Source organism: Pauljensenia sp. UMB0895, assembly GCF_030218905.1.
Taxonomy (GTDB): Bacteria; Actinomycetota; Actinomycetes; order Actinomycetales; family Actinomycetaceae; genus Pauljensenia; species Pauljensenia turicensis_A.
Genome location: NZ_JASOQR010000003.1, coordinates 99,587 through 126,222, shown reverse-complemented (window position 1 = coordinate 126,222; position 26,636 = coordinate 99,587). Strand labels below are relative to the sequence as shown.

The window sequence follows — 26,636 nt, the reverse complement described above, 5'->3', positions numbered from 1 at the left end:
CGTTATTCGATCGACGAGGCCGCGCTCGATTCATCGGCTTCCAGCTGAACATCGGCGCGATCACAATCGAAGTTATCTTCACCTACGGTCACGCTGCTTTCACACGAGGGGTCATCCTGTGGCGCGTAGACGCTCTGATCATCCTGATGACGGGCGTCAAGACCCTTCGTGACGCGCAGCATCCAGTGTTCCGCGGGCTCGCTGGCACGCTTCAGCTGAGACTTCGCGCGGAGCTCTTCAAGCAAGGCAACGCCGGCTTCCTCATCAATGTGGCCTGCCAACTCTGGGGCACTACCTGGAACGATGGAAGCATTCACACCAACCAGCTGGCGCCTTTTCTCCCACGGACCTTGAATGATCGCCAGGGATTGAATCCGCTCCACGGGTATGAAACCGGTCTGCCAGGTCAGCCAGCCCTTGCGGATCACAAAGCACGTATCTGTCAGCGCGACTGCGCGACGCCTGTAAGAGAACCAATCAAACAGGCGCGCACGTATCGGAACGGGAAGGAATCCTTGCCCTTCGCGCGTTCCATTCAAAGCAGCTTCGATGAAAGCAACGGGGTCAGTCACACCCAAGTCACGGATCACCAGCCACAGAGCAAGCTCCGCGTCAGCGCGAGTGCCCACCGGCAAAAGAACGTCAGCGGAACGCTGAGACTTGTCACTATCGGTTTTGCCACCGTAGCCAGCCTGCGTGATCTTCACGCGATACCAGCCGAAGCGACGCCAAAGCCACGGCTGCTGAACAAGAACAGCGTGGACACGACGTGGCGGAATCGTCTGATTACGGGTTTCCAGAAGACCCGAACGAGTGCGAATACCATCCGGGGAAACGGCTGCAGTGAAGTTAAATTCGCCTGCGAAACGACTCCAGATTGCAGCGACGACAGGAATAATACCTGCAAAACCAGCGAAGATACCCGCCGTCCCCTCAATTCCGACTTTGATCAGCAAAACAACCGACATGACCAAGATGGCAAGCACAACCAGGATCGCAATGATCATGCCCATATTCGTCACCAGCGAAGCAACAAGCCTGCCCACAGGAACCGTGTACAGGACTCGTTCGGGAGCGACCACCGGACGCTGAGGAACCGAGGCACCGTCCTGTTCCGATGACGGTGTCTGAGCGATGGAGCCGGCCTCGTCCCCCGATCCGATGGCGGAATCAGACTGAGGCACATCCTCCACAGAAGCGGAAGTTGGCGAAGAGTAGACGCCGGCAGCGCGCGCCAAGATTTCAGCGCGCACATCATCCAATTCCTGTGTTTTAAGGAAACCGAATTCGACATTCGACTGTCCGCCACCGGCAACCTCAATGTTGATCTTGCCTAAGCCGAAAATACGCCCCAGCAACGGATGATGAATATCGACCGCCTGAATGCGATCCAGGCGAGCGTGCTTCAACGTTTTCACGAAGATGCCAGCGCGGTAATACACACCTTCGTCGACAACGGCGAAAGACGTGAACTTCCACGAGAAGTACGAAAACAGCGCGATCGCAAGAAGAATCAAGAAGGCCGAACCGACAATGACGCCAACGACCAGCGAGAGCGCCTGATGGCGAACAAAATCAGAATTCGCAATATCGGCAACCATGTCGAAATTCTGATAGGTGACAACCGCAAGCAGAGCCACGATCGCCTTCCACGCATGGATAATCGGAGATGCCGGGTGCAGTTTGCGCCACTGCTCGTCGGAGACACCGCCCTGCGTGGCGCGCAAAGGGGCGGATTCATTCGATTTTTTCACAGGCCAGCCAATTCCGCCGTGCCACGCTCGGCAAGCATGTCGCGAAGGCGAGCGGCTTCAGCAACCGGAACACCGTTCAACGTCGCATCCGTCGATGCGGACGCCGTATGAATCTTCAGCTCTGCGATGCCGTAGTGGCGAGCAATCGGACCTTCAGAGAGTTCCACATACTGAATACGACCGTAAGGAATCAACGTCAGACGACGGAACATAATGCCCTTGCGGATCAAAAAATCGTCATCGCCCGTGCCAAATGCCATCGCGCGAACCTGACGGTGAATAATCGCCAGCGACCAGACCATCATGATGACAACAACCGCGAATCCGATCCACCACCACTTCGAAACGAGAACCGCGAGCGCGACTCCGCCGGCGAGCAGAGGCAGGAACGTCAGAATCGTCGTGATGATGCGGACCTGGGCAAGCTTGGGCGATACGGAGTGGAACTCCACATCGGGTGGGCTCATCGGATCGAGCATCGCTGGTCCTTTCGGGTTCTCTCATGTGTGTTCTTGGAGTTCTATCGTGCCATATGCACAGGTCGTTGATAAGTGCTGAATAAATGGTGTGGCACAGAAACGGGCTTTTACACGCACACATGCGACTCTCGCAAACCATTCAGGAAACATTCAGAAATATCAGTCACACTATGGATATGACACGCACAGGCACTGAGGAAGAAGCTCGCCTGCTCGTCGTTGACGACGAGCCGAATATTCGCGACCTTCTGGCATCATCACTTCGTTTTGCCGGATTCGATGTCCTGACCGCGGAAGATGGCCACTCCGCCTACCGTATCGCCATGGACGAGGCCCCTGACCTGATCGTTTTGGACGTCATGTTGCCGGACATGGACGGATTCACCGTGACCCGTCGCCTGCGCGAAGCAGGAACGACAGTCCCCGTTCTATTCCTGACCGCACGCGACGATATGCGCGACAAGATCCAGGGTCTGACTGTCGGTGGCGACGACTACGTAACTAAGCCCTTTGGCCTTGAAGAGGTCGTTGCCCGTATCCGCGCCATCTTGCGACGCACCATCGGCTCCGAAGAAGACGATGGCAAGCTCCGCGTCGGCGACCTGGTCATTGACGAGGATGCGCACGAGGTCAGCCGTGCGGGCGTCGAAATCGACCTGTCCCCCACAGAGTTCAAGCTTCTTCGCTACCTGGTGATCAATGAGGGACGCGTCGTGTCGAAGATGCAGATCTTGGATCACGTGTGGGAATACGACTGGGGTGGAGAAGTTGCGATCGTCGAATCGTATATCTCCTACCTGCGTCGCAAGTTGGCAGTCGAAGGTGCAGGCGGCGAACTGATCCACACCAAGCGCGGTGTCGGATACATCCTGCGCGCCGACGACTGAGGAATACATGAGTAGCTCCTCGGGGCCGCTTGGCCACCTGCGTACTTTTTGGGAACGTCGTCCCCTCTCTACTCAGCTGGTCAGCCTGATTACAGCCCTATTGGCTCTGGGGCTGATCATGTCTGGAACGGTCATGGTAGGCCTCCTGCAACGCCATCTGGTGTCTCAGATTGACGAACAGTTGCGCGTCACGGCGAACTCTTTCATTCGAGGCGAAAACACGTCGATTAAAGACGGCACCTCGGGTCTACCAACCCTGTATTACATTCACACACGCCTCATAAGCGGCGACGATACGACCTACTACTACCCGGGAACGTTGGAAACATCGGGAACACCCATGATCCCGGATCTGCTTGCAACTGCGCAGATTCCGGAGACCTCCGACGAGATCACTAACCCCATTACCGTGCCCTCGACTAAACTGGGCTCCAACTGGCGCGCGGTCGCTTTCCCGCTCTATGCGTCCTCCACGGCAAACACGCCCCTGGGCACCATGACGATCGCTCTTCCTCTGACAGACGTTCAACGCACCCTGCGCACCACGGGCACCTACTTCTCGATCGCCGGTGTTGTCATCGTCTTCGTCGGCGCATTCCTGGGCCACACTTTGGTTCGCCGTTCCCTGCTTCCCCTGAGAGAAATCGAATCGACCGCGGGCAAGATTGCGGCCGGCGACCTCACACAACGCGTTCCTTCCCAACCGGGAAGCACCGAAGTCGGATCTCTGTCCCTGTCGCTCAACGCGATGCTGACCCAGGTTGAGCAATCATTCCACGCTCGACAAGTGTCAGAACAGAAGATCCGTCGCTTCGTGTCTGATGCATCCCACGAACTACGCACGCCACTAGCCGCGATCTCAGGCTACTGCGAGCTCTACTCCATGGGTGGCGTTCCCGATGAACGCGTCGACGAAGTCATGGGACGCATCCAATCAGAATCAACGCGCATGGCCTCACTGGTCGAAGACCTTCTGACCCTGGCTCGCTTGGATGAGGGACGCCCCCTTGAAATCACCGATATCGACTTGGTGAAACTTGCTGGCAACGCCGTATTTGACCTGCAGGCACTGGACCCCACTCGTTCCGTTGCCCTGACGTCTCTCAGCGGACACAAACCACCCATGACACTGGTGACGCAAGCCGACCGCGACCGCATATCACAGGTATTCACCAACCTCATTGGCAATATCGTCCGTTACACCCCCGCGGGCTCACCCGTCGAAATCGCACTCGGCAAAACAGGCGACACGGCTGTCGTCGAATTCCGCGACCACGGTCCCGGCATCGCAGAAGCAGACCAATCGCGAGTCTTCGAACGCTTCTACCGCGCCGACACATCACGTGCTCGCACACAGGGAGGCTCCGGCCTTGGTCTTGCCATCATTGCCGGCATCATCAATGCCCACCGCGGCAACGCCACACTGAGCAAAACTAAAGAAGGCGGACTGACCGTCCGCATCGAACTTCCGCTCCTCTACTCCCCCGCGGACACGAACCCGGACACACCAGCCATCAGCCCCACCGACGTAGAAAAGTAGCATCCAGACCGGTAGGCCCCACGCACCCAGCGCGCCCGCCACGTGCTTCTTTCACTTCGAGAACGCTCAGGCCTCCTCAATCCACAATGAGACGTAGGCCACCGGAAATGCCTTATTCCTATCCCCTGAGTATGATTTCGGCATATCCCTAAACCAGGAGTGAGCGTATGGGTGCTGGAGCACCACAATGGCTTATCAGCTCGTTTACTGACGCCATGATTGAACTCGGCACAACCGCCTCGGTTGACCGACTAACTCAAGAAGCGCACGCACTTGTCGAAGAATGGTCCGACGAGCGCCTGGCTCTGCATAACCTGCATCATCTGATTAACGTTCTTACGCGCATCGATGAGCTCTCTGCAACCACACACGACCCAGACGTCCTCCGCGTCGCCGCATGGTACAGAGGCGCAACCCTCAACCGTTGCATCGCGGTGAAACTCAAGGGCATCGACCCGCAGGCGACCGTCAACGAGTGCGTCGCCAACACCACCGAGCACATGGAATCGCTCGGCGTCAGCGAAGACGTGACAAACCGTATCGGTGAACTCATCGGATACCTCGCCAAGCACCGCGCACCGCGTGACGATGTGGACGCCCAGGTACTGGTGGACGCCGACCTCGCACTGCTGGCCGGAAGCCCACAGGAATACAAGAAGTACCGCGAGAAGCTACGCAACGAACTCGCCGACCTGGAAGAAACTCCCTTCCTCAAAGCACGCCGCGCACTGATTACCAAGCTCCTGTCCTACGACCCGCTCTACCAGTCACCACTGGGAAGCGCGTGGGAAGACGCCGCCCGTTTCAACCTGGAAGTCGAACTAGCAAAAATCAACTCCGCACTCTGCCAGTGCGGTGACAACAATGACGATGCCGACGACACGGATGATTCCGACGACGCCCCCGAAGAGGATCTCACCACAACCGGCACCATCATCTTAAAGCGACGCCATCTGAAGAAGAACGTTGCTACGGTCGAAACTCCGGCAGATGAACTCACGATGACCGGCACCCTGCCGAAGGTCGTCATTCCTACAGAGCCTATCGCTCCAGAAGACGATGAAACAACGTCGTCCCTTGAAAGCGCGATCGAAGCAATGGATCTGCCGGCAAACCCGGCATAAGCCAGACTTATCCACATTGTGTGCGGGTGAGACTTATCCACAATTGAGCGCTCGCCCGGTTTCTGCTTCGTCCTTTCTTTCCTAGCGTGGGCGTACGCACCATTTTTCAATGTGCGTCACCACGATTGGAAAGGGATTCTCATGGCAGTTTTCACCGTCGATTCTTCGCAAATCTCAGCGAGCGCTATGCGCGTCAGTGTCCTCAGCAACGAAATCCGTTCGCAGATTCAGACGATGCTCGCAGACCTACAGGCCTTGGAAGGCTCATGGACAGGCGCTGCGCAAGCAAATTTTCAGACATGCGTCGCTTCCTGGCAAGCCACACAAGCGCAGGTCGAAGCATCTTTGGACACGATCGGATCTCATATGCAAATTGCAGCCCAAAGCTACGAAGACGCCGAGGCCGCGAGCGCAGGCCTTTTTGTGGGCGCATAAGCCATATTTCACGCTCTCACGTAGCGTCTGATGGGGTTGTCTACTGGCGTTTGCTCCAGGTGCCAACATCAGACGCCTGAGTAATGCCGATGGTTCCACAGACACGCCTGATACCACTTGCTCGACTGGTCTGAAGAGACAGTCGGGGCCGACCCTCATCTCAGGGTCGGCCCCGGTTGTTTTCAGCTACGCGAGACGCGCGCGAGCATCAGTGGCTCAGTACATGCCACCCATGCCGGCGTCTTCGCCACCGGCCGGTGCCGGCGGTTCAGGCTTGTCGGCTACGACAGCTTCGGTGGTCAGGAACATGCCTGCAATCGAAGCAGCGTTCTGCAGAGCAGAGCGGGTGACCTTCACCGGGTCAGAGATGCCGGCTGCCATCAGGTCGCCATATTCGCCGGTTGCTGCGTTCAGGCCGTGACCCGGTTCCATTGCTGCGACACGATCTGCGACAACGCCACCTTCGAAGCCAGCGTTCTCAGCGATCTGCTTGAGCGGAGCGGAGATTGCGACACGGACGATGTTCACGCCGGTTGCTTCATCGCCAGGCAGGCCTTCGAGGGTTGCCAGTGCGCGGTCAGCGGCCTGGATCAGAGCAACACCGCCACCGGCGACGAGGCCCTCTTCGGAGGCTGCGCGAGCATTACGCACTGCGTCTTCGATGCGGTGCTTACGTTCCTTGAGTTCGACCTCGGTTGCAGCGCCGGACTTGATGACGGCAACGCCACCGGAGAGCTTGGCGAGGCGTTCCTGGAGCTTCTCGCGGTCGTAGTCGGAGTCGGTGTTGTCGATCTCCTGGCGGATCTGACGGACGCGAGCGTCGATCATTTCCTTTTCGCCAGCGCCTTCGACGATGGTGGTTTCGTCCTTGGAGACTACGACCTTGCGTGCGCGACCAAGCAGTTCAAGATCAGCGTTTTCAAGGGAAAGACCAACGGTTTCGGAGATGACCTGGCCACCGGTCAGGATTGCCATGTCCTGGAGCATTGCCTTGCGACGGTCACCGAAGCCCGGTGCCTTGACGGCGATGGACTTGAAGGTGCCACGGATCTTGTTGACGACGAGGGTTGCCAGAGCTTCGCCCTCGACATCTTCGGCGACGATCAGCAGGGGCTTGCCGGTCTGCATGACCTTCTCGAGAACGGGGACGATGTCCTTGACGTTCGAGATCTTCGAGTCCATAAGGAGTACGTAGGCGTCCTCGAGGACGGCTTCCTGGCGCTCGGTGTCAGTGACGAAGTAGGCGGACAGGAAGCCCTTGTCGAAACGCATACCTTCGGTGGTTTCGAGGGTGGTATCGAAGGAGTTGGTTTCTTCGACGGTGACGACGCCTTCTGCGCCGACCTTCTCGAATGCCTGAGCGATCAGCTGGCCGATGGCCAGATCGTTAGCGGAGATCGAAGCGGTTGCTGCGATCTGCTCGCTCGTTTCGACAGGCTTGGAGTCCTTGTGGAGCTGTTCGACGATAGCGGAGACAGCCTGGTCGATACCGCGCTTGAGAGCGATCGGGTTCGAGCCGGCTGCAACGTTACGGAGGCCTTCACGGACGAGCGCCTGAGCGAGAACGGTTGCGGTGGTCGTGCCGTCACCTGCAACGTCGTCGGTCTTCTTAGCAACTTCCTTCACCAGTTCGGCGCCAATGCGCTCGAACGGATCCTCAAGGTCGATTTCCTTTGCGACAGAGACGCCGTCCTTGGTGATGGTGGGGGCGCCCCACTTCTTGTCGAGAACAACGTTGCGACCCTTGGGGCCGAGGGTGACCTTGACAGTATCAGCGAGGAGGTTCAGGCCACGTTCCATGCCGCGACGTGCGTCCTCGTCGAAGTGAATGATCTTTGCCATTGGTGTGTATTTCCTTCCGCGGTGCGGATTGGGGATGGTGCCCGCGACGGACGGAGCGCTGTTCATCTGGCCTTTCCAGATGCCGAACGCCCCTCACCTTCCCGCTGGTTTTATCACTCTGCCGTGGCGAGTGCTAACTCAAGTTTGGCACTCTCCCCTTTCGAGTGCAAGACGAGGCAAACGGGGTTCGCTGTGGGCGCAAACAGCAAAGTGGCCAGTCGATTTTCGACTGACCACTCCTGCTAGTGTCGCGTTCGCGCCTAGAGCGCGAAGCGGGACTACCTCAACAGAACGACAATATCTGAATCGCCGATGTTATTCGACTGCTGAACGTTCGTGATGCCGACAGCTTCGGCAACTGCTCGCGCGCTGGCTTCCAAGTTCGGATCCTGGTAGTAAACGGTTGAAACGTCGGTTCTCCAACCGGTTGCGTTGCCCGTCGCGGCACCGGCAAAGCCTGCTGCGGTGAGCTCTTCGGCGGTCTGAGCTGCCAAACCGTTTCGGCCGGTACCGTTCAGCACTGAAATCTTCACGTTGGTGTCAACGATGGGTTCGTTCGCCGGGGCGGGCGTTGATTCCGGTTCGGTTACCGGTTCCGACCGAGCAGATTCAGCCTGTTCAGCGGGAGCAGACTGGGTGGTTTCAGGTGTCGACTGAGCCGACTGCGCTTCGGATTGCCCTGAAGAGGCGACAGTCGTATTCGACGAGGTCGGCCTGTTCGTCAGAAGGCTACTTGCTCCCCAAGCCAGTAGGGGAACAACGATCAGAATGACCAGGAATGGCCAGACTGACTTCCACTTCGACGGCTGAGGGCGGTGCATACCGACAGGCATATCTTCGCCGGCAACATCAAATTCATCACGAGGGTTAACTGAACTCACCCTTTTAGCCTAACGTCACGCACGTTTCGATGCCGAAGAAGACGCCGGCGCGCCGAGGCCTCGCCACGTATCACAATCAGATAAACATCGCGGCTTCGATCGCACTAATCTGAGCATATGAATGACGTTGCTCCTCAACCGCTTATCAATCTCATCGATCCCGGGTGGGCTGAAGCCTTGGCGCCCGTTGAAGACAAGATTCATGAGTTGGGAGTAATGCTCCGCAAAGAAATCAAAGCCGGGCACAACTATCTGCCCGCCGGTACGGATGTACTGCGAGCGTTCACCTACCCATTTAACGACGTGAAAGTACTGATCGTCGGTCAAGATCCATATCCCACGCCCGGGCACGCGATGGGGCTCAGTTTCTCCGTCACTCCGGGGACACCGATTCCGCGGTCCCTCGTCAATATTTTCACCGAACTGGAGTCGGACCTAGGCCTAGCGCGACCGACATCCGGTGACTTGACGCCGTGGGCGCGCGAGGGAGTCTGTCTGCTCAACAGAGTGCTCACGGTTCGCCCGGGTGCCCCAGGCTCGCACCAGAAACGCGGGTGGGAGGAGGTCACCGAATGCGCGATCGATGCTCTTGTTGCCCGCACAGATGACGAGGGCACACCACAACCGCTGGTGGCAATCCTCTGGGGCCGACCGGCACAGACGCTGGAACCGCGACTGAACCGCTTCCCGATCATCAAGTCGGTGCACCCATCCCCTTTGTCAGCACGTCGCGGGTTTTTTGGTTCGAGGCCTTTCTCGAAGGCAAATGACCTTCTTCGGGCTCAAGGAGCAACGCCAATCAATTGGCAACTCCCCTAAAACATCGGCACGGGAAAAATTTACATAGAGTTGACATTCTTCATCTTTGCCCCTTACATCCGTCTTTCAGACTTGAGCGTGGTCATCATCGATCACGTTGAAGGAGAAAGACCTGATGAAGAAAATCATCACAACTCTCGCTGCCGGAACCCTACTGCCCCTTGCACTCGCCGCATGCGCTCCCAACCAAGGAAGTGGCGTTTCCACCGAAGGCTCAACATCCATGGAAAAGCTCATCGGGAGCCTCGGCGAATCATTCACTAACGAAACCGGCATCGCATTCACCTACAACCCGACGGGTTCTGGATCCGGAATCCAAGCGGTCAAAGACGGACGAACCGACATTGGCTTGTCATCGCGAAGCCTCAAGGACGAAGAAAAAGCCCTTGGACTGAAAGAAACGCTTCTTGCACGCGAAGCAATCGCCGTTGTTGTCAATCCCAACAACCCCATCACTGACCTGAGCGTCGAACAAATTGCCGACATCTACACCGGCAACATCACCAACTGGTCTGAGATCGGTGGAAACAATGAGGAGATCGTTCTTATCGGCCGTGAAGCCGGATCCGGAACCCGAGACGGCTTCGAATCCATCACTCAAACTGAAGATCAGAACAAATACCGTCAAGAGCTCACCTCGACGGGCGACGTCATCACCGCCGTATCGCAAAACCCTGCAGCAATCGGATACGCAGCTGAAGCTTCCGTCAACGACTCCGTCCACGCTCTGAGCGTGGACGGAGTCCAGCCCACCGAAGAAAACACCCAAAACGGAACCTACGTCATTCAGCGCCCCTTCGTTCTTGTCACGAAGGAAGGAAGCGCTCTTTCTGAGAACGCACAAAAGTTCTTTGACTTCGCCACGTCGGAAAACACCTACGAGCTGATCCTGTCTAGCGGAGCGGTTCCGGCACACTCATGAAATACGCCCGCAACCTTGAAAAGGTCCTCCACGGCCTTTTCCTCGTATTAGGGACAATCAGTGTTCTCTCGGTCATCCTCATTACCGTCTTCCTCATTGTCTCCGGCCTACCAGCTATCCACTCGATTGGCGTCATTCCTTTCCTTTTCGGAACCCAGTGGGCCTCGACCTCAACTCCGCCCCTCTACGGGATTGCGCCGTTTATTCTCTCCAGCATTTACGGCACTGCCGGAGCCATCCTTCTGGGCGTTCCGCTGGGATTCTTCACCGCGGTATTTCTTGCAAAGATCGCTCCCTTACGACTGCGACGAAGCGTAGAAACAATCGTCAACCTGCTTGCCGGAGTGCCATCCGTTGTCTTCGGCTTGGTCGGCATGATCGTGCTCGTCCCCTTCATCCGTGCGACATTCAGCGTGCCGGACGGCGCGACACTCCTCGCAGCGATCATCGTGCTGGCAGTCATGATCCTGCCCTCGATCATCAAAATGTCGATCACCGCGCTCGACGCAGTGCCTCGTGAACTGGAAGAGGCCTCACTGGCCCTAGGCGCCACCCCTCTGGAAACTATCTTCCGCGTATCCGTTCCGACAGCAAAAAGCGGAATCGCAACATCGATCGTTCTTGGTATCGGACGAGCCATCGGGGAAGCCATGGCCGTCATGATGGTCGCCGGAAATGCGCCAAATATGCCGAATTCACTGTTTCAATCCGTACGGTTCCTGACAACGGCAGTCGCTTCTGAAATGTCATATTCCGCCGGACTCCAACGCCAAGCTCTGTTTTCGATCGCGCTGGTTCTATTCCTGTTCATTCTGGCAATCAACCTCTCGTTGAACGTCATGGTGAAAAAAGAAAAGAAGTAAACGCATGCGGAACACACGACCACGCCTGTCCCGGCGCATCTACGCCATCGCTGTTTCAACGGCGATGTACCTGAGTACCGCACTCACCGTCACCTTGGCCATCAGCCTGATGATCTACGTCCTTGCGCAAGGAATCCCCCACATCACATGGGAAATGCTCTCAACCGCGCCCAGTTACATTGGCAAGCGAGTCGGCATTCTTCCCGACATTTTGAACACCCTGTATATCGTTCTTGCGACCCTCGCTTTTGTCATCCCGCTGGGAGTCGGAGCCGCGATCTATTTGAACGAGTACGCAACGAACAAGCGGATCGTTCAGACCATCGAATACGCCACAGAAACTCTCGCCGGAATCCCGTCGATCATCTTTGGTCTTGTCGGAATGCTCCTGTTCTCAAACACGATCGGAACCTCCCTCCTGGCAGGCGCTCTCACCCTGGTCATTATGAATCTTCCGACCGTCATCCGGAGCACTCAAGAATCCCTGAAATCCGTGCCACAAAGCTATCGCGAAGGCGCATTCGGATTGGGAGCAGGAAAGTGGCGGACAATCCGCACGGTCGTTCTTCCTCAGGCCATCGACGGCGTCATCACCGGTTGCATCCTATCTGTCGGAAGAATTCTGGGCGAGTCCGCGGCTCTGCTCTTCACGGCGGGTTTCGCTCACACAGTGCACGGGTTCTTCGACTCCCTCCATTCTCCCGGCGCGACTCTTTCCGTCAGTCTCTACGTCTACGCCAAAGAAAACGGCGATTTCACAGTCGCTTTCGCACTTGGAGCGCTATTACTGATCCTCCCCCTGATTATCAACGGTATCGCGACGCAAACAGGTCGCTATTTCGAAAGGAAACGAGCTGTATGAATCCGATTATGAGTGCAAGCGACCTCTGCCTCTGGTACGGCGAACATCAAGCCTTGAAAAACGTTAGCCTCGACATCCCCGAAAACACTGTCACCGCACTCATCGGCCCATCCGGTTGCGGAAAATCAACATTCCTTAAGACCCTCAATCGGATGAACGACCTTGTTCCCACCGTGCGTATCAACGGAGAGGTCCGCTACGACGGCAACGACATCTTTGACAGGGACGTTGACGTCAACGATCTACGACGTGAAATCGGGATGGTCTTCCAGAAACCGAATCCGTTTCCAATGAGCATCTACGACAACGTCGCTTACGGTCCGCGAACACACGGCATCCGTAAGAAGAAGGACCTTGATCTAATCGTCGAACAAGCACTCACCAGAGCCGCAATCTGGGAAGAGGTAAAGGACCGTCTTCACAAAAACGCTCTGGGATTGTCGGGAGGCCAACAGCAACGCCTCTGCATTGCTCGAGCGCTCGCTGTGGAGCCTCGTATCGTCCTCATGGACGAACCCACCAGCGCACTGGATCCGATCTCAACGGCACGCGTCGAAGACCTCGTCGGCGAGCTGAAAGAGGACTACACGATCGTCATCGTCACGCACAACCTTCAGCAAGCCGCACGTATCTCCGACTACACCGCATTCTTCCTCCTGGGTGAGCTCATCGAAGTTGGCAGAACGCACGAGGTCTTTGATCGCCCTCAACATGAACGCACAGAATCCTACATCACCGGCCGCTTCGGATAAGGAATCCCAATGAGAATCAAATTTGAACGCCACCTGAACACACTGACCAGCGAACTCATCACCATGGGGTCACTATGTGAAGAAGCAATATTGGGAGCTGAAAAGGCTCTCGCGTTGGGCAATATCGAGTCGATCCAGTACGTCCAAGAACTCTCCGAAGAAATCCGGCAAACAGAGCGCACAATCGAACGCAGGTGTCTTGCCCTTGTTCTGCACGAACAACCTGTTGCGAAAGACCTGCATCTTGTCTCGGCCGCGTTAAAGATGATCACCGACATGAAACGAATTGGCGATCAAGCACAAGAGATCACCGAAATCGTCGCCTTCTTTAACGGACGGCACCTGCCTGACATTGATACGACCAGCATGATGGCTGAAGCAACACGTTCCATGCTCTCCAACGCGATCCAGGCGTTCGTTGCCCGCGATGTCGATAAAGCGCTGGGTGTTGTGGCCGATGACGACATCGTAGATTCCTATTTCAATCAGATGAAATCAAATATCATTCACATGATTGCGAACGGTTCGACCGACGGAGAGCTTGCGCTCGATTTATTGATCATTGCAAAGTATTTTGAACGTATCGGCGATCACGCCACGAACATTGCGGAGTGGATTGTTTTCTCCGTCACGGGACAACACGAGGATGAAATCTAATTGATTTGGTGTGTCGAAGACGATGCCAGCACTCGAGATATCGAAGTGCATACTCTGCGCGCTACCGGCTTCGAAGCTCGCAGTTTCGACGATGGCACGTCGTTTTGGGAAGCCCTGCAGAAAGAACGTCCCCAGCTGGTCGTTCTTGACGTCATGCTTCCTGGCATCGATGGCATTGAGTTACTCCGTCGTATGCGCGCATCATCCACGCTCAAAGATTTACCCGTCATCATGGCAACCGCAAAGGGCCAAGAGTTCGACAAGATTAAGACTCTTGACATGGGAGCCGACGATTATCTGGTGAAGCCGTTCTCCGTGCTCGAACTCGTTTCACGAGTGAAAGCTGTTTTACGTCGCACAGAACCAGACCGTCTTGCGGATGTCTTCACCCACGGTGATCTCGTCGTGAACTTCGATGAGTATACAGTCTTTATCGGCGACGAACGCATCTTCCTAACTGCGAAAGAATTCGCTCTATTGCGACTGCTTCTTTCACGCCCGGGAACGGCATTCACACGCGAGCAAATCTTCTGGGACGTGTGGGAAACCGACTATATCGGTGATAGCAGAACCCTGGATATGCACATTCGCACACTCAGAGGAAAACTTGGACCGTACGCATCAAAGATCGAAACTTTGAGGAACGTAGGGTATCGGTGGGTAAGCAAAGACTGACAACTCGTGTTTTCCGTTCGATTTTGGGAGCGTCTGCGACGGTTCTCCTGGTATCTTTCTGCGTCATTTCAGCCACCCTGTGGCACTACTTCACGTCGATTCAAGACCACCAGTTACGCGACGAATTAGAGTGCGCGGTCCATGGCGTCCAGGTATCTGGAGAAAACTACCTGCAAGACTTTAAGCCGGGAGTCTACCGATTGACGTGGGTCGATGCCGACGGCAGTGTCATCTACGACAGCGAGGCGGCTCCGGCTACGCTGAAGAACCATTTTGACCGTGAAGAGATCGCTGAGGCACGCGCGAATGGGCATGGTTCAAGCTCTCGTTATTCGTCGACGCTGACTGAGCAAACCCTCTACGAAGCCGAACGCCTTCCCGACGGCACCATTCTTCGCATTTCAATAAGCAGGGCAACCGTCGTGTCCCTTGCTATTGGAGCGATCGTCCCGGTACTGGCAGTAATCCTGAGTGCCATGCTCATCTCAGCTTTTGTTGCTCATCGAATATCCCGGCGAATTATTGAGCCACTCAACAGCATCGATCTGGATCAGCCACTGTTGAACGATACCTACGTTGAGCTGACTCCGACGCTAGAGCGTATCGACGCTCAGCACAATGAGTTGAAGACTCAACTTGCGACCGTTCGCAGGCGGAGCGATGAGTTCACGTTGATCACAAGCAATATTCGCGAGGGCCTCATCCTTCTGGACGAAAACTATCGCGTACTATCCATCAATCCAGCAGCTCAGCGATTGTTTAACACGGATACCACCTGCGTCGGTACCAACTTGCGGACCATTCATCACGGGCATGCGTTGTGGGATGGCATCGAACGCGGAAAAAAGATTGGTTTCTCTTCACTCCGTTTGCCTATAGGTGATCGAGAATTCCAGTTTGATTGCAGCAGGATCGATTCTGATGGTCAGCCCGTTGGGGTGGTGATTCTGGCGTTCGATGTGACGGTTCAAGCAACACACGAAAAAATTCGCCGTGAATTTACCGCGAATGTGTCGCACGAATTGAAAACGCCTTTGCAGGGCATTATTGGCTCAGCTGAACTGATCGAGAGCGGTTTTGTTGACGGGGAGGATTTGCCTCGTTTTGTTGGGCATATTCGCCATGAGTCATCGCGTCTTGTTGATCTTATTGATGACGTCATCCAGCTTTCTCACCTAGATGAAGGAGTCGATGCTCCAAAGGAGCCGGTGTCACTTCTAGCTGTGTGTCGCGAAGTCGTTGATACGCTTCAGCCTTCAGCGCAGGCGAAGAATATTCGCTTTGCACTTGAAGGAAACGACGGCATGATCCTCGCAATTCGTCGATTGATCTACGAAATCGTATTCAATCTTGCCGATAACGCCCTGAAGTACTCACACCCGTCATCGACGGTCACCATCGGTGTTACTACGACCGATCAAACGGTTGAGCTCAATGTTCGCGACGAGGGAATCGGCATTGCCCCCGAAGAGCAGGAGCGTATTTTTGAGCGATTCTACCGCGTCGATAAGAGCCATTCGAAAGAGTCTGGTGGAACCGGGTTGGGCCTGTCGATTGTTAAGCACGCGGTCAACTACCACAATGCTCAGATCGCGTTGGACAGCGACCTCGGTCAGGGAACAACCGTCGCGGTCACGTTCGAGCGAGCACAACTCCCCTAGCCATTCCCACCGGCGTACCTTCGAGGCCGGTTCAACGCGACCTGAATCTGAGCAGAATCTGGGCAAACAAAAATCCCCGAAGCACGTGCTTCGGGGATTATTTACTGCTTACTCAGCGAGTCTCGCGGTGCGCAGTGGACTTGCGGCAACGCGGGCAGTACTTCGCGAGTTCCAGACGATCCGGCGTGTTACGACGGTTCTTCTTGGTGATGTAGTTGCGCTCCTTGCACTCCGAGCAGGCCAGAGTGATCTTGGGGCGAACATCCTGAGACTTGCTTGCCACGGTGTGTCCTCTTTTGCTTCAGTAGTTTGTCGGCGCGCGACCTGATATCTGGTAGCGGGGGCGGGGCTCGAACCCGCGACCTCACGATTATGAGTCGTGCGCTCTGACCAGCTGAGCTACCCCGCCGCAATGGCGCGACCCTCGTCGCTACCTGAGCCCCGAAAGGGAATCGAACCCTTGACCTTCTCCTTACCATGGAGACGCTCTGCCGACTGAGCTATCGGGGCAACGCGAAAGAGCCTATCTCAGTTCCAATTGCTTTAGCAATCTGTCAGTCTGAGAATGACCTCACACGATGGATCTTGGATACATCCAAGATGGTGGCGGGGGAGGGATTCGAACCCCCGTAGCTTACGCGGCTGATTTACAGTCAGCTCCCTTTGGCCGCTCGGGTACCCCGCCGTGCACCAATTTTTTCGGTGCCGTGGAAGAATAACAGATAAATTATCCTCAACGCCAATCGGCGGACCGCTGGTCGGACTCACCTGCCCACGAACCGCGCATTTACAAGGAAGGGAAAGCCCATGGCAGATTCCTCGTTCGATATTGTTTCCAAGTTGGATCGTCAGGAAGTTGATAACGCAGTGAACCAAGCTGCGAAGGAAATTTCGACGCGTTACGACTTCCGTAACGTTAATGCAGCGATCAAGTTGAGCGGTGACGCGATTGAAATGGAAGCGAATTCCGCCGATCGAGTCCTTGCAATCCTTGATGTTCTGCAGACAAAGCTGATTCGTCGCGGCATTTCTTTGAAGAGCCTGGACTATAAGGATCGCGAGCCGAAGCCGTCGGGCAAGATCTACAAGTTGGTCACTCCCCTGCGTGAAGGTATTGCTCAGGATGCTGCGAAGAAGATCGCGAAGCTCATCCGTGATGAGGGCCCGAAGGGTGTGAAAGCCCAGATTCAGGGTGACGAACTTCGCGTTTCTTCGAAGTCTCGTGATGACCTTCAAGCTGTGATTGCACTGTTGAAGGGCCCGGCCGGCGAGAACATTGATGTCGCGTTACAGTTCGTGAACTACCGCTGATTTTTCGATTCACGAGGCCGGGCGGGGTGGAAGCGAATGCTCCCACCCCGCCCGCCTTATACAGTCCATGTGACGACTTTCACCCAAGTGTGATGCACGTTGGGCGAGCAGATGCGACCTCGTTCCGCCCGTTGCGCAAACAGGAAGAGGGTCAGTAGCCGGCCATTTTTTCGAGGCGCGCGCAACGCTCATCCATTGACGGGTGCGTTGAGAACAGATTGCGCACCTTGCCGAAGGGATTGGCGATCATCATGGCAGCAACGGATTGGTTGGCCGGAGTTTGTTCCATTGGACGGTGTGCCGTGACCTGCTCCAGCTTGCGCAATGCGGAGGCTAAGGCCAGAGGATCTCCAGTCAGTTTCGATCCGTCCTCGTCCGCGTCGAACTCGCGGGTGCGCGACAGGGAGAACTGAATGAGGGTCGCAGCAAACGGCGCCAGAAGGGCGATGAGGATCGAACCGATAATGCCCACTCCCCCGCCTTCGCCATCACGCCTGCTCCCACCACCGAAGAACATGAGGAATTGCGCGACTGATCCGATCAGACCAGCAATACCCGCCGCAACGGACGAGGTCAGGATGTCACGATTGTAGACGTGCATCAGTTCATGCCCCAGGACGCCACGTAGCTCGCGCTCGCCCAATATTTCAAGGATGCCTTCGGTACAACACACGGCTGCATGGTTCGGGTCGCGCCCCGTTGCGAACGCATTCGGAGTCATAGTCGGAGCGACCCAAATGGAAGGCACCGGCTGATTTGCACGCGCAGCCAGCTCTTCAACAATTCGATACAGGTCAGGCCGTTCTTCCCGCGTCACCTGATAAGCGTTCATTGATCGCAGTGCAATTGTTGCCGAGTTCCAGTAGGACACTGCGGTCTGAACCAATCCAATACCCGCAAAGATCCAAATCCAGATTGATCGACCGGTTGAACCGGCAATCAAACCACCAATCACCAGTAGAAGCGCCCACATGCCTCCCAGCAGGAACGCCGTCTTCAAGCCGTTGTGATATCTACGCTGCGTCATAGAAACAGAATATGAGAACTGTCTGGGTAAGCCCTGAAAACAATCGGAACACTATCTGAAATCTGCCTCTTATCGCCAACGAGCGCCCTCGCGGGGATCAGCATTGCCCTTGAAACAAGGGGCGGGCAGGCCTGAGAAAAGCACTGCCCGCCCACACAAGGAAAACGTTACTTGCTTCGTCCCGGACCGGTGTAGTCATCGAAACGCTCGGGAGCTGAAGGAACACCCATCTCTCCCATCTGACCAATCAGGTCAGTGGGCTTCGAATCGGAACCTCGTGAAATGTCTGTCATCGCGCGACGGGAAACAACCTTCACGCGCTCACGCACGCCACGACCTTCGGGAAGCTCGCCGTATTCGGAGCCGAGTGCACGCTCGTATTCATCAAGCAGTTCCCAGCCTTCCCAGGTCGTGAATTCGACGCCACGCTCGTTCAGCAGGTTCACCATCGCTTCGTGGCCCACCGTGGACGAGGACGCGTGCAGACGTCCAGCATTCGCATCCTCCACCAAGTGGGAGATCGTCTGCTGAGCATCAGACTTCGTCGAACCAATCAGACCAACCGGACCACGCTTAATCCAACCGGTGGCGTACATGCCCGTCAGAGCCTCGTCCTCGCTCGCCTCCGGCGTCGGAACAACTCGGCCCTCAACGTTCGGGACAACGCCGCGAGCAGTATCGAACGGCAGGCCAGGAATCGGCGACGAGTAGTAGCCGACAGCGCGATAAACCGCCTGCACCGGCCACGTCGTGATGACACCCGTGCCACGCACGTTTCCATCGCCAGTCAGCTCCGTACGCTCGGTACGAATCGCCTTCACATGCCCCTTGTCATCGGCAACAATCTCGGCCGGCGACTGGAACAGGTGAATGTGGATGCGACGGCTTGCCGTGTGTTCATCCTCGTCAGCCATCGCGTAGTTCGTCAGAGTCTTGACAACCTGGCGCTGCTGGTTGGATTCGCGCAGAGCCTGTTCACTGCCCTCATCGAAGTCGAAGTCTTCTTCAGAAACGATGATGTCAACGTCGGGCACCTTGCCCAGTTCGCGCAGTTCCAACGGGGTGAACTTCACCTGTGCGGGACCTCGACGACCGAAAACGTGCACGTCGGTGACGGGATTGTTCTTCAGCCCCTCTGCGACGTTTTCAGGAACCTCGGTGACCATCATGTCTTCGGCGTGCTTCGCCAGAACCCGCGCAACGTCCAACGCAACATTGCCAACACCCACGACCGCGATTTCCTTCGCCTCAAGCGGCCAGGTGCGCGGGTAATCCGGGTTGCCGTCGTACCAGGACACGAAATCGGCTGCACCGTAGGACTCCGGCAGATCAACGCCGGGAATATTCAGCGGAGCATCGCGGTCGGCACCCGTCGCGATAATGACCGCATCGTAGTGTTCGCGCAGATCATCGATCGTGACGTCGCGACCGATTTCAACGTTGCCCAGCAGTCGAATGTCACCGCGCTGCAGGATCTTGTACAAGGCAACAATGATCTGCTTAATACGCGGGTGGTCGGGGGCAACACCGTAGCGGACCAGACCGTAGGGAGCGGGCAGACGCTCGAAGAGGTCGATGTTCACGTCCAACCCAGACTTCGACAAAATATCGGAGGCATAAATACCCGCAGGACCAGCACCAATGACAGCAACGTTGAGCGCAGTCAACCCGTTCTCCCTTCGAAGCCCCACGCGTTTTGATTTACGCAAACAGGACAACTTGAAAATCTATCTGTGTTGATCCTAGTGTCGATCGCGCAAATCTCGCCATTTCGTAACCGGCTTCACCCATTTGGTGGAGAGTTTCACCTTCTCTGATGCTCCGGCTGGGTTCGCGCACGAGGCTCGAACGAACTCTTGGCAGGGAGCGTGGCCTCGTCCCGGCTCCCAGCCAATATCTCACCCACTGTCCTTCTGACGTGCGAAACACGCTCGGGCGAAAGAGAAGAGACTCCCCGTAAAGCACTGTGTGCCCCACAGTCACAGCTACGGGGCACACAGATGAAAACAACTGTCGAAGTCAGACCAAACGATCCACCATCAGGTGAGCAAACGCGATGAGTGCCTGCTTCGGTTCACCATCGGGCAGAGAGTCGAGCACCTCGATCGCACTATCTGACCACTGACGAGCCAGCGCACGCGTTTCCTCCAAGCAATCATGGACACGAATCTTCGCTACCAGGGCACCGAGAGCTTCATCCGACGACAGATCAGCGTCACGTTCAGCCAGAATCTGCTTCCCCGCTTCATCGATCGTGCCCTCAGCAACACGACGACGCAGGAGCAGAATCGGCAGGGTGTCTACACCCTCACGCAGATCAGTACCCGGTGTCTTACCAGACTGATCGGACGCAAGGTCAAGGACGTCGTCAGCGATCTGGAATGCCACACCAATGCGTTCGCCGAACTCAGAGACGATCGCAGCAATGTCATCAGAAGCACCCGACAGACACGCACCAAAGTACGCGGCCGTTGCGACCAGCGAGCCGGTCTTATCCGACAGAACCTTCAAGTAGAAGTCGACGCGGTCGTCTTCTTCAGTCGGACCGAAGGTTTCATTCAGCTGACCGATGCAGAGACGTTCGAAGGTCTTCGCATGGTAGCGAACCATCTCAGGACCAAGCGTCGTGATCAGCATCGACGCCCGCGCAAAAAGCACGTCACCAGCGAGGATCGCACGATTATTGCCCCACACGTGCTGAGCCGACGGAACGCCACGCCTGGTCGGCGCTGAGTCCATAACGTCATCATGATAGAGCGACGCGAGATGCGTCATTTCAACGGCAGTCGCACCGCGAATGACCTCGTCACTGAGCGCACGTTCCGGGTCACCCAGTTGCGCGCACACCAGCGCGAGGAGGGGGCGAAGTCGCTTCCCACCTGCAAGAGCAAGGTGGCTGGTCAGGTCATCAACGAGGTCACGCGACCCCGTCACTGATTCGTACAGGCGACGCTCGACGACCTCGAGCCCCGGAAGAATTCGGGACTCGAGGTCGGGAACATGGAGATCTGGCGTAGAAACGGTCACGGCAAAAGTATGACGATGTTTGACAGAATCGACAAAACGGGACCGGGGAAGACGCCTAGCACAATCGTCGCAAGTGCCAAGATCAGGACCGCGATGAAGGTCATGCCTTCAGAACGGACAACCACTGAATTCTCAGTCGGCTCGGTGAAGAACATCAGGCGAACCAGGCGGAAGTAGTAGAAGGCCGTCACTGCGGAACACGCCAAAGCAAGCGCCACGAGCCAGCCGAAGCCACCGGCGAACCCATCGGAGAACACGACGAACTTGCCAACGAAACCAGCCGTCAACGGAATGCCAGCAAACGAGAGTAGGAAGACAAGCATGGATGCCGCCATCAGCGGGTTCTTCTTGCCAAGGCCTGCCCAGCGATCCAGAGCCGTTGCCTCGCCACCGGGTTCACCTTCAGCAGTCGCAGAGCGAACCAGAGTGATGACACCGAATGCGCCAACCGTTGCCAGCCCGTATGCCAGCACGTAGTAGAGGACGTGGCCAGCGGAGCCCTGAGCCAGCGAGAAAACACCGATCAGGATGAAGCCTGCGTGCGCGATCGACGAGAAGGCAAGCATACGCTTCACATCGGTCTGAACGATACCGGTGAAGGTGCCAACCAGCATGGTCAGAACGGCAACTGCGATCAGAACCGGAACCAGGTCCCACTGAAGCAGTGCTGCGATCGTCTGGTAGAAGCGCACCATCGCACCGAAGGCCGCCATCTTCACGGCTGCCGCCATGAAGCCGGTAACCGGGGTCGGAGCACCGGTGTACACGTCGGGCGTCCAGGCATGGAACGGAGCGGCACCCACCTTGAACAGCAAGCCGACCATGATCATGAAGACGCCAACAACTGCCAGCCAATCAAGACCGCTCGCGGTCGGGACGACTGCTGCAGCATCGGAGATTTTCAGGGAGCCGGTGAAACCGTAGAGGAGCGCCGAACCCATCAGCAGGAAGCCGGATGCGAATGCACCCAGGATGAAGTACTTCATGCCTGCTTCCTGGCTGAGCTGACGGCGACGACGCGCGGTGGCGGCCAGAATGTAGAGCGGAAGCGACATGACTTCAAGAGCCACGAACAGCATGATGTAGGAATCAGCTGCCGGGAACAACATCATGCCACCCAAGCTGAACAGGGTCAGCGGGAACATTTCCGAACGCTGGTAGTTCTGAGTATCGGAACGCTCTTCATCCTGCGAACCGGGGCGATCCGAAGGCTGACCGGCGAAAGCGCCGTCACCAACAACAGTGCGATCGGCCATCACCAGGATCGCGAAGAACGCGACGATGGTCAGGACGAACTGGGCACCGATCGTCAGCGGGTCCTCGATGTACTCACCAATGGAAGTGGGCTTGTCAAGAACCGGGAACCACCGCGTAGCGAGCACCGCGCCTGCGGCCAGAGTCGTCAGCAGAGCGACGGCAATGACCAGCGTGCGACGGGTCTTGCGGGGAGCAAATGCTTCGATGAGCACACCCAAGACCGCGCCACCGAAGACGACGATGATCGGAATGAGCGTCACCCACGCAATCTGCGGAGCGCTAAAGTTTGCTGCTTGCAAGAGATTCAATTCGAGCTCCCTTCAAGAACTGCCGTTGCGGCAGTATCGGCAGTGCCAAGAGCAAGATCTTCACCGATCGGGGTCAGTGCACCGACAAGTGGCGCAGACCAGATACCGAGAACAACCATTGCAATGAGCAGCGGGGCCATCACTGACTTTTCACGAGTGTTCAAGTCAGGCAGTGCATCCTTGCCGGCGACGGGGCCACCGGTGAAGACACGCTGGTAAGGCATCAAGACGTACACGGCAGCGATGATCACACCGAGTAGCGCGAAGACCGCCAGCACGATATTCACCTGCCACGTACCCATGAGGACAAGGTATTCGGGAACGAAGCCTGACAGACCGGGCAGTGCGATCGATGCAAGACCGGAAACCAGCCAGAGGCCGGCAAGAACCGGGGTGACGCGCTGCATACCCGAGTATGCGTTCATGTCCTGGGTGCCACCGCGACGCGACAGCCAGCCGGAGAGGATAAACATCGCTGCGATCGAAACGCCGTGAGCAACCATGTAGAACATAGCGCCAACCATGGCGACCGACGAGCCAATAAAGATACCCAAAACCATGAAGCCGAAGTGCGACACGGACGTGTAGGACACGAGGCGCATGATGTCGTCCTGACCGTTAGCAGCAAGACCGCCCCAGATGATCGACAGGACTGCCAGTGCGCAGAGGACCCAGCGCGCTTCGAAGGAAGCTTCCGGGAAGAGGCGCAGGCAGAGGGTGATCATGCCGAAGGTACCGATCTTGTCCAGCACGCCAACGAGCAGAACCGACGTGCCCGGACGGGCAACAGCGGCAGTGTCGGGGAGCCAGGTGTGAACCGGAACCATCGGAGCCTTGATTGCGAAGGCGACCATGAAGGACACGAACGCGCCCATCTGCACTGTGCTCGACAGGAGCGGCGCAACCTGGGACAGGGTGTCGAGGCGGAAGAAGGTGTCGGAGTGCTCTGGAGCGAATGCCCAAAGAGCGATCAGACCACCGAGCATGACCAGACCGCCGGCGAGCGAGTAGAGCAGGAACTTCATCGCTGCCGCATGACGCTCGGCAACCGGGCCGACACCGTAACGACCAATCATCAGGAACAGCGGGATCAGCATCGCTTCGAAGGCAATGTAGAAGACCACCAGGTCACACGCTGCGAAGATGACGACCATGAACGCTTCGAGGAAGAGGACGAGGGCCGCGTACGAGCCCGCATCCGCTTCACTTTCATCTTCGTTCCAACCGGCGATCAAAACGATCGGAACCAGGATGACAGCAAGAAGGATCATAACCAGGGCCAAGGCGTTGACGCCGAGGGCCCATGAAACGCCCATCTGGGGAATCCACGAGACGGATTCGATGAGCTGATACATAGAAGCCGAACCCCAGTCGAAGCTCATGGCAGCGCCAATAGCAGCACCGAGTTCGAGGAGGGAGACGACCAGAGCAAAGCCCTTGCCTGCGCCCTTACGCAACGCGGGGGTTACTCCAAGCAGGAGCGCACCCAGCGCGGGAAGAGCGACCAGGAGGGTAAGCCATGGGAACGAGGATTCAACCATTGTGTTTTCCATTGTCTAACTCCCTCACAGCCTGAAGCCGAGGACGATCGCGAGGGCAACGACAACGCCCCCGAGGATGTATGACGCGTAGGCGCGGACGAAGCCGTTCTGCGTGATCGCAATCAGGCGACCAACACCAGCCGAACCCTTGGCAACCAGACCAACCGCGCCGTCGATTGCCTTACGGTCACCACCGGTTGCAAGCTTTGCAAGGCCCGCAGCGGGAGCGACGAACAGGGTGGCATTCACGTCATCCTGGTAGAGGTCACGACGTGCAGCCTCGGTCAGAGCATTACCGGCAGGAACGCCAGTCGGAACCTCGCCGGCACCGTACATGCGCCATGCGAGGAAGGCACCGGCAATCACAAGGACGAGGGTCAGGATCTGAATGGCCATCACCGGCATGACCGGTTCGCCATGGTGAACGCCACCGATTGCGGGAGACAACCAGTTGGTGAAGAAGTCACCAATCGACATGAGGCCACCGATGAAGATCGCGCCAATGGCAAGGATGATCATCGGGACGGTCATGAGAGCGTTGGACTCGTGCGGGTGAACCGGCGAGCCTTCCGCTTCAGTCGTCCACCGCGGCCTGCCGTGGAAGGTCATGAAGAACAGACGCGACATGTAGAACGCGGTGATACCGGCACCGATCAGAGCAACCAGGCCGTAGACCCAGCCGATCCACGGTGCTTCGATCGAACCGAAGGTGTGCGCCGCGAAGGCTGCTTCAATGATCTTGTCCTTCGACCAGAAGCCGGAGAACGGCGGAACACCGAGGATTGCCAGCCAGCCCATCATGAACGTGACCCACGTAATCTTCATGACGGTACGCAGGGCACCGAAGCGACGCATATTCACTTGGTCAGCCATGCCATGCATGACTGAGCCGGCTCCAAGGAACATAAGTGCCTTGAAGAAGCCGTGGGTGAACAGGTGGAAGATTGCGAATGCCCAGCCGATCGGACCGAGGCCCGCACCCAGCATCATGTAGCCGATCTGCGACATGGTCGAGGCCGCGAGGACCTTCTTCATGTCATCCTTTGCGGAACCGACGATCGCTCCGAAGAGCAGCGTGATTGCACCGATAATGGCGACTGCAGTTGCTGCCGCGGGAGCTGCAACGTAGACGGCACCGGAACGAACAACCAAGTAGACGCCAGCGGTGACCATGGTTGCCGCGTGAATAAGAGCGGAAACCGGGGTCGGGCCTGCCATTGCGTCACCAAGCCATGCCTGCAACGGGAACTGCGCGGACTTACCACAGGCAGCAACCAGGAGGAAGATGCCGATGGCGGTTGCTTGAGCAACCGGGATCGTAGCGACACCCTCGGTCACATCCTCGAAGCGGACGGACGAGAAGTTTGCGACCATGACCATCATTGCGGCGAGCATACCCATGTCACCGACACGGTTCATGACGAACGCCTTCTTTGCAGCGCGAGCATTCGCCGGAACGTGATTCCAGAAGCCGATCAGCAGGTACGAGGCCAAGCCCACGCCTTCCCAGCCGACGAAGAGGACGGCGTAGGAGTCAGCCAGAACCAGGGTCAGCATTGCTGCGATGAACAGGTTCAGGTAGGCGAAGAAGCGGCGACGATCCTTGTCATGTTCCATGTAGGCGATTGCGTACACGTGAATGAGGGAACCAACGAAGGTCACCAGCATCACGAAGGTCAGCGACAGCGGATCAACCAGCAGGCCGAAGTCCACACTGAAATCCCCCGCGGGGATCCAGGTGAACAGGGTGTGTGCCATGCGGTGTGCTCCCCCATCAGCTCCCAGGACCTGGGCGACGATGACGGCACCGACGATAAAGGATACCCACGAGGCGCAGGTGGCCAGCAGGTGACCCCAGCGGTCAGAAGAACGACCCAGCAACAGCAGGATCGCTGCGCTTGCCAGCGGAATTGCAATCATCAGCCATGCCAGTGACGCTGCGCCGGTGGCAGGAACGATTACCTCAGCAAGGCCGTCGTTCATCGCGTGAAGAGCGAAGGATGTTGTCATTC

24 protein-coding genes and 3 tRNA genes are annotated in these 26,636 nt (G+C 57.0%); 13 read left to right on the top strand and 14 right to left on the bottom strand.

What is annotated here, in order from left to right; translation table 11 throughout:
* Window positions 1-2 precede the first annotated feature (2 nt).
* Together QP503_RS02980 and QP503_RS02975 are read right to left on the bottom strand one after the other, a co-directional pair.
* Window positions 3-1,754 carry a PH domain-containing protein gene (locus QP503_RS02980; protein ID WP_257878473.1) on the bottom strand — a complete coding sequence of 584 codons (1,752 nt, stop codon included), beginning with the start codon at window positions 1,752-1,754 and terminating at the stop codon, window positions 3-5.
* A complete protein-coding gene (locus QP503_RS02975; RefSeq protein WP_006680831.1) occupies window positions 1,751-2,233 on the bottom strand; it encodes a PH domain-containing protein in 483 nt (160 codons plus the stop codon). The genes QP503_RS02980 and QP503_RS02975 overlap by 4 nt, the downstream gene beginning before the upstream one ends.
* Window positions 2,234-2,409: 176 nt before the next feature.
* On the opposite strand from QP503_RS02975, the gene QP503_RS02970 reads away from it, so the two are divergent.
* From QP503_RS02970 to QP503_RS02955, 4 genes are all read left to right on the top strand, one after another.
* The gene (locus QP503_RS02970; protein WP_285101213.1) at window positions 2,410-3,120 is read left to right on the top strand and encodes a response regulator transcription factor; all 711 of its coding nucleotides are present in this window, start codon (window positions 2,410-2,412) and stop codon (window positions 3,118-3,120) included.
* A 7-nt stretch (window positions 3,121-3,127) separates the two neighbouring features.
* Window positions 3,128-4,660, top strand: a complete 1,533-nt coding sequence (locus QP503_RS02965) for a sensor histidine kinase (protein ID WP_285101211.1) — start codon at window positions 3,128-3,130, stop codon at window positions 4,658-4,660.
* A 167-nt stretch (window positions 4,661-4,827) separates the two neighbouring features.
* On the top strand, window positions 4,828-5,784 hold the full coding sequence (locus tag QP503_RS02960) for an HD domain-containing protein (protein WP_285101209.1): 957 nt from the start codon (window positions 4,828-4,830) through the stop codon (window positions 5,782-5,784).
* Between the two features lie 141 nt (window positions 5,785-5,925).
* A complete protein-coding gene (locus QP503_RS02955; protein WP_006680827.1) occupies window positions 5,926-6,219 on the top strand; it encodes a WXG100 family type VII secretion target in 294 nt (97 codons plus the stop codon).
* A gap of 216 nt (window positions 6,220-6,435) precedes the next feature.
* On the opposite strand, the gene groL is transcribed toward QP503_RS02955, so the two are convergent.
* Both groL and QP503_RS02945 read right to left on the bottom strand, forming a co-directional pair.
* Window positions 6,436-8,061 carry a chaperonin GroEL gene (gene groL / locus QP503_RS02950; RefSeq protein ID WP_285101207.1) on the bottom strand — a complete coding sequence of 542 codons (1,626 nt, stop codon included), beginning with the start codon at window positions 8,059-8,061 and terminating at the stop codon, window positions 6,436-6,438.
* 278 nt (window positions 8,062-8,339) lie between these two features.
* A complete protein-coding gene (locus QP503_RS02945) occupies window positions 8,340-8,942 on the bottom strand; it encodes a LytR C-terminal domain-containing protein (RefSeq protein ID WP_006680825.1) in 603 nt (200 codons plus the stop codon).
* Between the two features lie 117 nt (window positions 8,943-9,059).
* Between QP503_RS02945 and QP503_RS02940 the strand changes: the two genes are divergently transcribed.
* From QP503_RS02940 to QP503_RS02905, 8 genes are all read left to right on the top strand, one after another.
* Complete coding sequence (locus QP503_RS02940) at window positions 9,060-9,761, top strand: uracil-DNA glycosylase (RefSeq protein WP_103632688.1); 702 nt, start codon at window positions 9,060-9,062, stop codon at window positions 9,759-9,761.
* 115 nt (window positions 9,762-9,876) lie between these two features.
* Complete coding sequence (locus tag QP503_RS02935; RefSeq protein ID WP_285101205.1) at window positions 9,877-10,683, top strand: phosphate ABC transporter substrate-binding protein; 807 nt, start codon at window positions 9,877-9,879, stop codon at window positions 10,681-10,683.
* The gene (pstC, locus tag QP503_RS02930) at window positions 10,680-11,546 is read left to right on the top strand and encodes a phosphate ABC transporter permease subunit PstC (protein ID WP_006680822.1); all 867 of its coding nucleotides are present in this window, start codon (window positions 10,680-10,682) and stop codon (window positions 11,544-11,546) included. The genes QP503_RS02935 and pstC overlap by 4 nt, the downstream gene beginning before the upstream one ends.
* A gap of 4 nt (window positions 11,547-11,550) precedes the next feature.
* A complete protein-coding gene (gene pstA / locus QP503_RS02925) occupies window positions 11,551-12,408 on the top strand; it encodes a phosphate ABC transporter permease PstA (RefSeq protein WP_006680821.1) in 858 nt (285 codons plus the stop codon).
* Complete coding sequence (pstB, locus tag QP503_RS02920) at window positions 12,405-13,160, top strand: phosphate ABC transporter ATP-binding protein PstB (protein WP_006680820.1); 756 nt, start codon at window positions 12,405-12,407, stop codon at window positions 13,158-13,160. Before pstA ends, pstB begins: the two co-directional genes overlap by 4 nt.
* A gap of 9 nt (window positions 13,161-13,169) precedes the next feature.
* Entirely contained in the window at window positions 13,170-13,817 is a 648-nt protein-coding gene (phoU, locus tag QP503_RS02915; protein ID WP_006680819.1) for a phosphate signaling complex protein PhoU, read from the top strand.
* Window positions 13,818-14,492, top strand: coding sequence for a response regulator transcription factor (locus QP503_RS02910; RefSeq protein WP_006680818.1), 675 nt, complete (start codon window positions 13,818-13,820; stop codon window positions 14,490-14,492).
* Window positions 14,474-16,153 carry a sensor histidine kinase gene (locus QP503_RS02905; RefSeq protein WP_006680817.1) on the top strand — a complete coding sequence of 560 codons (1,680 nt, stop codon included), beginning with the start codon at window positions 14,474-14,476 and terminating at the stop codon, window positions 16,151-16,153. Before QP503_RS02910 ends, QP503_RS02905 begins: the two co-directional genes overlap by 19 nt.
* A gap of 112 nt (window positions 16,154-16,265) precedes the next feature.
* Here QP503_RS02905 and rpmG read toward each other — a convergent pair whose 3' ends face one another.
* The 4 genes from rpmG to QP503_RS02885 all read right to left on the bottom strand — a co-directional run bounded on the left by rpmG (window position 16,266) and on the right by QP503_RS02885 (window position 16,838).
* The gene (rpmG, locus tag QP503_RS02900) at window positions 16,266-16,436 is read right to left on the bottom strand and encodes a 50S ribosomal protein L33 (protein WP_006680816.1); all 171 of its coding nucleotides are present in this window, start codon (window positions 16,434-16,436) and stop codon (window positions 16,266-16,268) included.
* Window positions 16,437-16,485: 49 nt separating this feature from the next.
* Window positions 16,486-16,562: transfer RNA gene (locus QP503_RS02895), tRNA-Met, on the bottom strand.
* A 28-nt stretch (window positions 16,563-16,590) separates the two neighbouring features.
* Window positions 16,591-16,663, bottom strand: a tRNA-Thr gene (locus QP503_RS02890).
* Between the two features lie 91 nt (window positions 16,664-16,754).
* A tRNA-Tyr gene (locus QP503_RS02885) sits at window positions 16,755-16,838 on the bottom strand.
* Between the two features lie 122 nt (window positions 16,839-16,960).
* Between QP503_RS02885 and QP503_RS02880 the strand changes: the two genes are divergently transcribed.
* On the top strand, window positions 16,961-17,464 hold the full coding sequence (locus QP503_RS02880; RefSeq protein WP_006680815.1) for a YajQ family cyclic di-GMP-binding protein: 504 nt from the start codon (window positions 16,961-16,963) through the stop codon (window positions 17,462-17,464).
* Window positions 17,465-17,615: 151 nt separating this feature from the next.
* Here the strand turns inward: QP503_RS02880 and htpX are convergent, their stop codons facing one another.
* From htpX to nuoL, 6 genes are all read right to left on the bottom strand, one after another.
* On the bottom strand, window positions 17,616-18,491 hold the full coding sequence (gene htpX / locus QP503_RS02875) for a zinc metalloprotease HtpX (RefSeq protein ID WP_006680814.1): 876 nt from the start codon (window positions 18,489-18,491) through the stop codon (window positions 17,616-17,618).
* A gap of 167 nt (window positions 18,492-18,658) precedes the next feature.
* On the bottom strand, window positions 18,659-20,158 hold the full coding sequence (locus tag QP503_RS02870; RefSeq protein WP_285101203.1) for an FAD-dependent oxidoreductase: 1,500 nt from the start codon (window positions 20,156-20,158) through the stop codon (window positions 18,659-18,661).
* A gap of 352 nt (window positions 20,159-20,510) precedes the next feature.
* Window positions 20,511-21,518, bottom strand: coding sequence for a polyprenyl synthetase family protein (locus tag QP503_RS02865; RefSeq protein WP_006680812.1), 1,008 nt, complete (start codon window positions 21,516-21,518; stop codon window positions 20,511-20,513).
* Window positions 21,515-23,083 (bottom strand): NADH-quinone oxidoreductase subunit NuoN, encoded by a 1,569-nt coding sequence (gene nuoN, locus QP503_RS02860; RefSeq protein ID WP_219585633.1) that lies wholly within the window; start codon window positions 23,081-23,083, stop codon window positions 21,515-21,517. The genes QP503_RS02865 and nuoN overlap by 4 nt, the downstream gene beginning before the upstream one ends.
* Entirely contained in the window at window positions 23,080-24,624 is a 1,545-nt protein-coding gene (locus QP503_RS02855; protein ID WP_103632702.1) for a complex I subunit 4 family protein, read from the bottom strand. Before QP503_RS02855 ends, nuoN begins: the two co-directional genes overlap by 4 nt.
* A gap of 24 nt (window positions 24,625-24,648) precedes the next feature.
* Window positions 24,649-26,634, bottom strand: a complete 1,986-nt coding sequence (nuoL, locus tag QP503_RS02850) for an NADH-quinone oxidoreductase subunit L (protein ID WP_179370155.1) — start codon at window positions 26,632-26,634, stop codon at window positions 24,649-24,651.
* Between the last annotated feature and the right edge of the window lie 2 nt (window positions 26,635-26,636).

Excerpts from the sequence above, each read along its gene's own strand:
- QP503_RS02935 (WP_285101205.1), top strand. The coding sequence starts at position 9,877 with ATGAAGAAAATCATCACAACTCTCGCTGCCGGAACCCTACTGCCCCTT.
- pstC (WP_006680822.1), top strand. The coding sequence starts at position 10,680 with ATGAAATACGCCCGCAACCTTGAAAAGGTCCTCCACGGCCTTTTCCTC.
- QP503_RS02960 (WP_285101209.1), top strand. The coding sequence starts at position 4,828 with ATGGGTGCTGGAGCACCACAATGGCTTATCAGCTCGTTTACTGACGCC.
- groL (WP_285101207.1), bottom strand. The coding sequence starts at position 8,061 with ATGGCAAAGATCATTCACTTCGACGAGGACGCACGTCGCGGCATGGAA.
- pstB (WP_006680820.1), top strand. The coding sequence starts at position 12,405 with ATGAATCCGATTATGAGTGCAAGCGACCTCTGCCTCTGGTACGGCGAA.
- QP503_RS02855 (WP_103632702.1), bottom strand. The coding sequence starts at position 24,624 with ATGGTTGAATCCTCGTTCCCATGGCTTACCCTCCTGGTCGCTCTTCCC.
- QP503_RS02955 (WP_006680827.1), top strand. The coding sequence starts at position 5,926 with ATGGCAGTTTTCACCGTCGATTCTTCGCAAATCTCAGCGAGCGCTATG.
- QP503_RS02880 (WP_006680815.1), top strand. The coding sequence starts at position 16,961 with ATGGCAGATTCCTCGTTCGATATTGTTTCCAAGTTGGATCGTCAGGAA.
- htpX (WP_006680814.1), bottom strand. The coding sequence starts at position 18,491 with ATGACGCAGCGTAGATATCACAACGGCTTGAAGACGGCGTTCCTGCTG.
- pstA (WP_006680821.1), top strand. The coding sequence starts at position 11,551 with ATGCGGAACACACGACCACGCCTGTCCCGGCGCATCTACGCCATCGCT.
- QP503_RS02975 (WP_006680831.1), bottom strand. The coding sequence starts at position 2,233 with ATGCTCGATCCGATGAGCCCACCCGATGTGGAGTTCCACTCCGTATCG.
- QP503_RS02970 (WP_285101213.1), top strand. The coding sequence starts at position 2,410 with ATGACACGCACAGGCACTGAGGAAGAAGCTCGCCTGCTCGTCGTTGAC.
- QP503_RS02940 (WP_103632688.1), top strand. The coding sequence starts at position 9,060 with ATGAATGACGTTGCTCCTCAACCGCTTATCAATCTCATCGATCCCGGG.
- QP503_RS02965 (WP_285101211.1), top strand. The coding sequence starts at position 3,128 with ATGAGTAGCTCCTCGGGGCCGCTTGGCCACCTGCGTACTTTTTGGGAA.
- phoU (WP_006680819.1), top strand. The coding sequence starts at position 13,170 with ATGAGAATCAAATTTGAACGCCACCTGAACACACTGACCAGCGAACTC.
- nuoL (WP_179370155.1), bottom strand. The coding sequence starts at position 26,634 with ATGACAACATCCTTCGCTCTTCACGCGATGAACGACGGCCTTGCTGAG.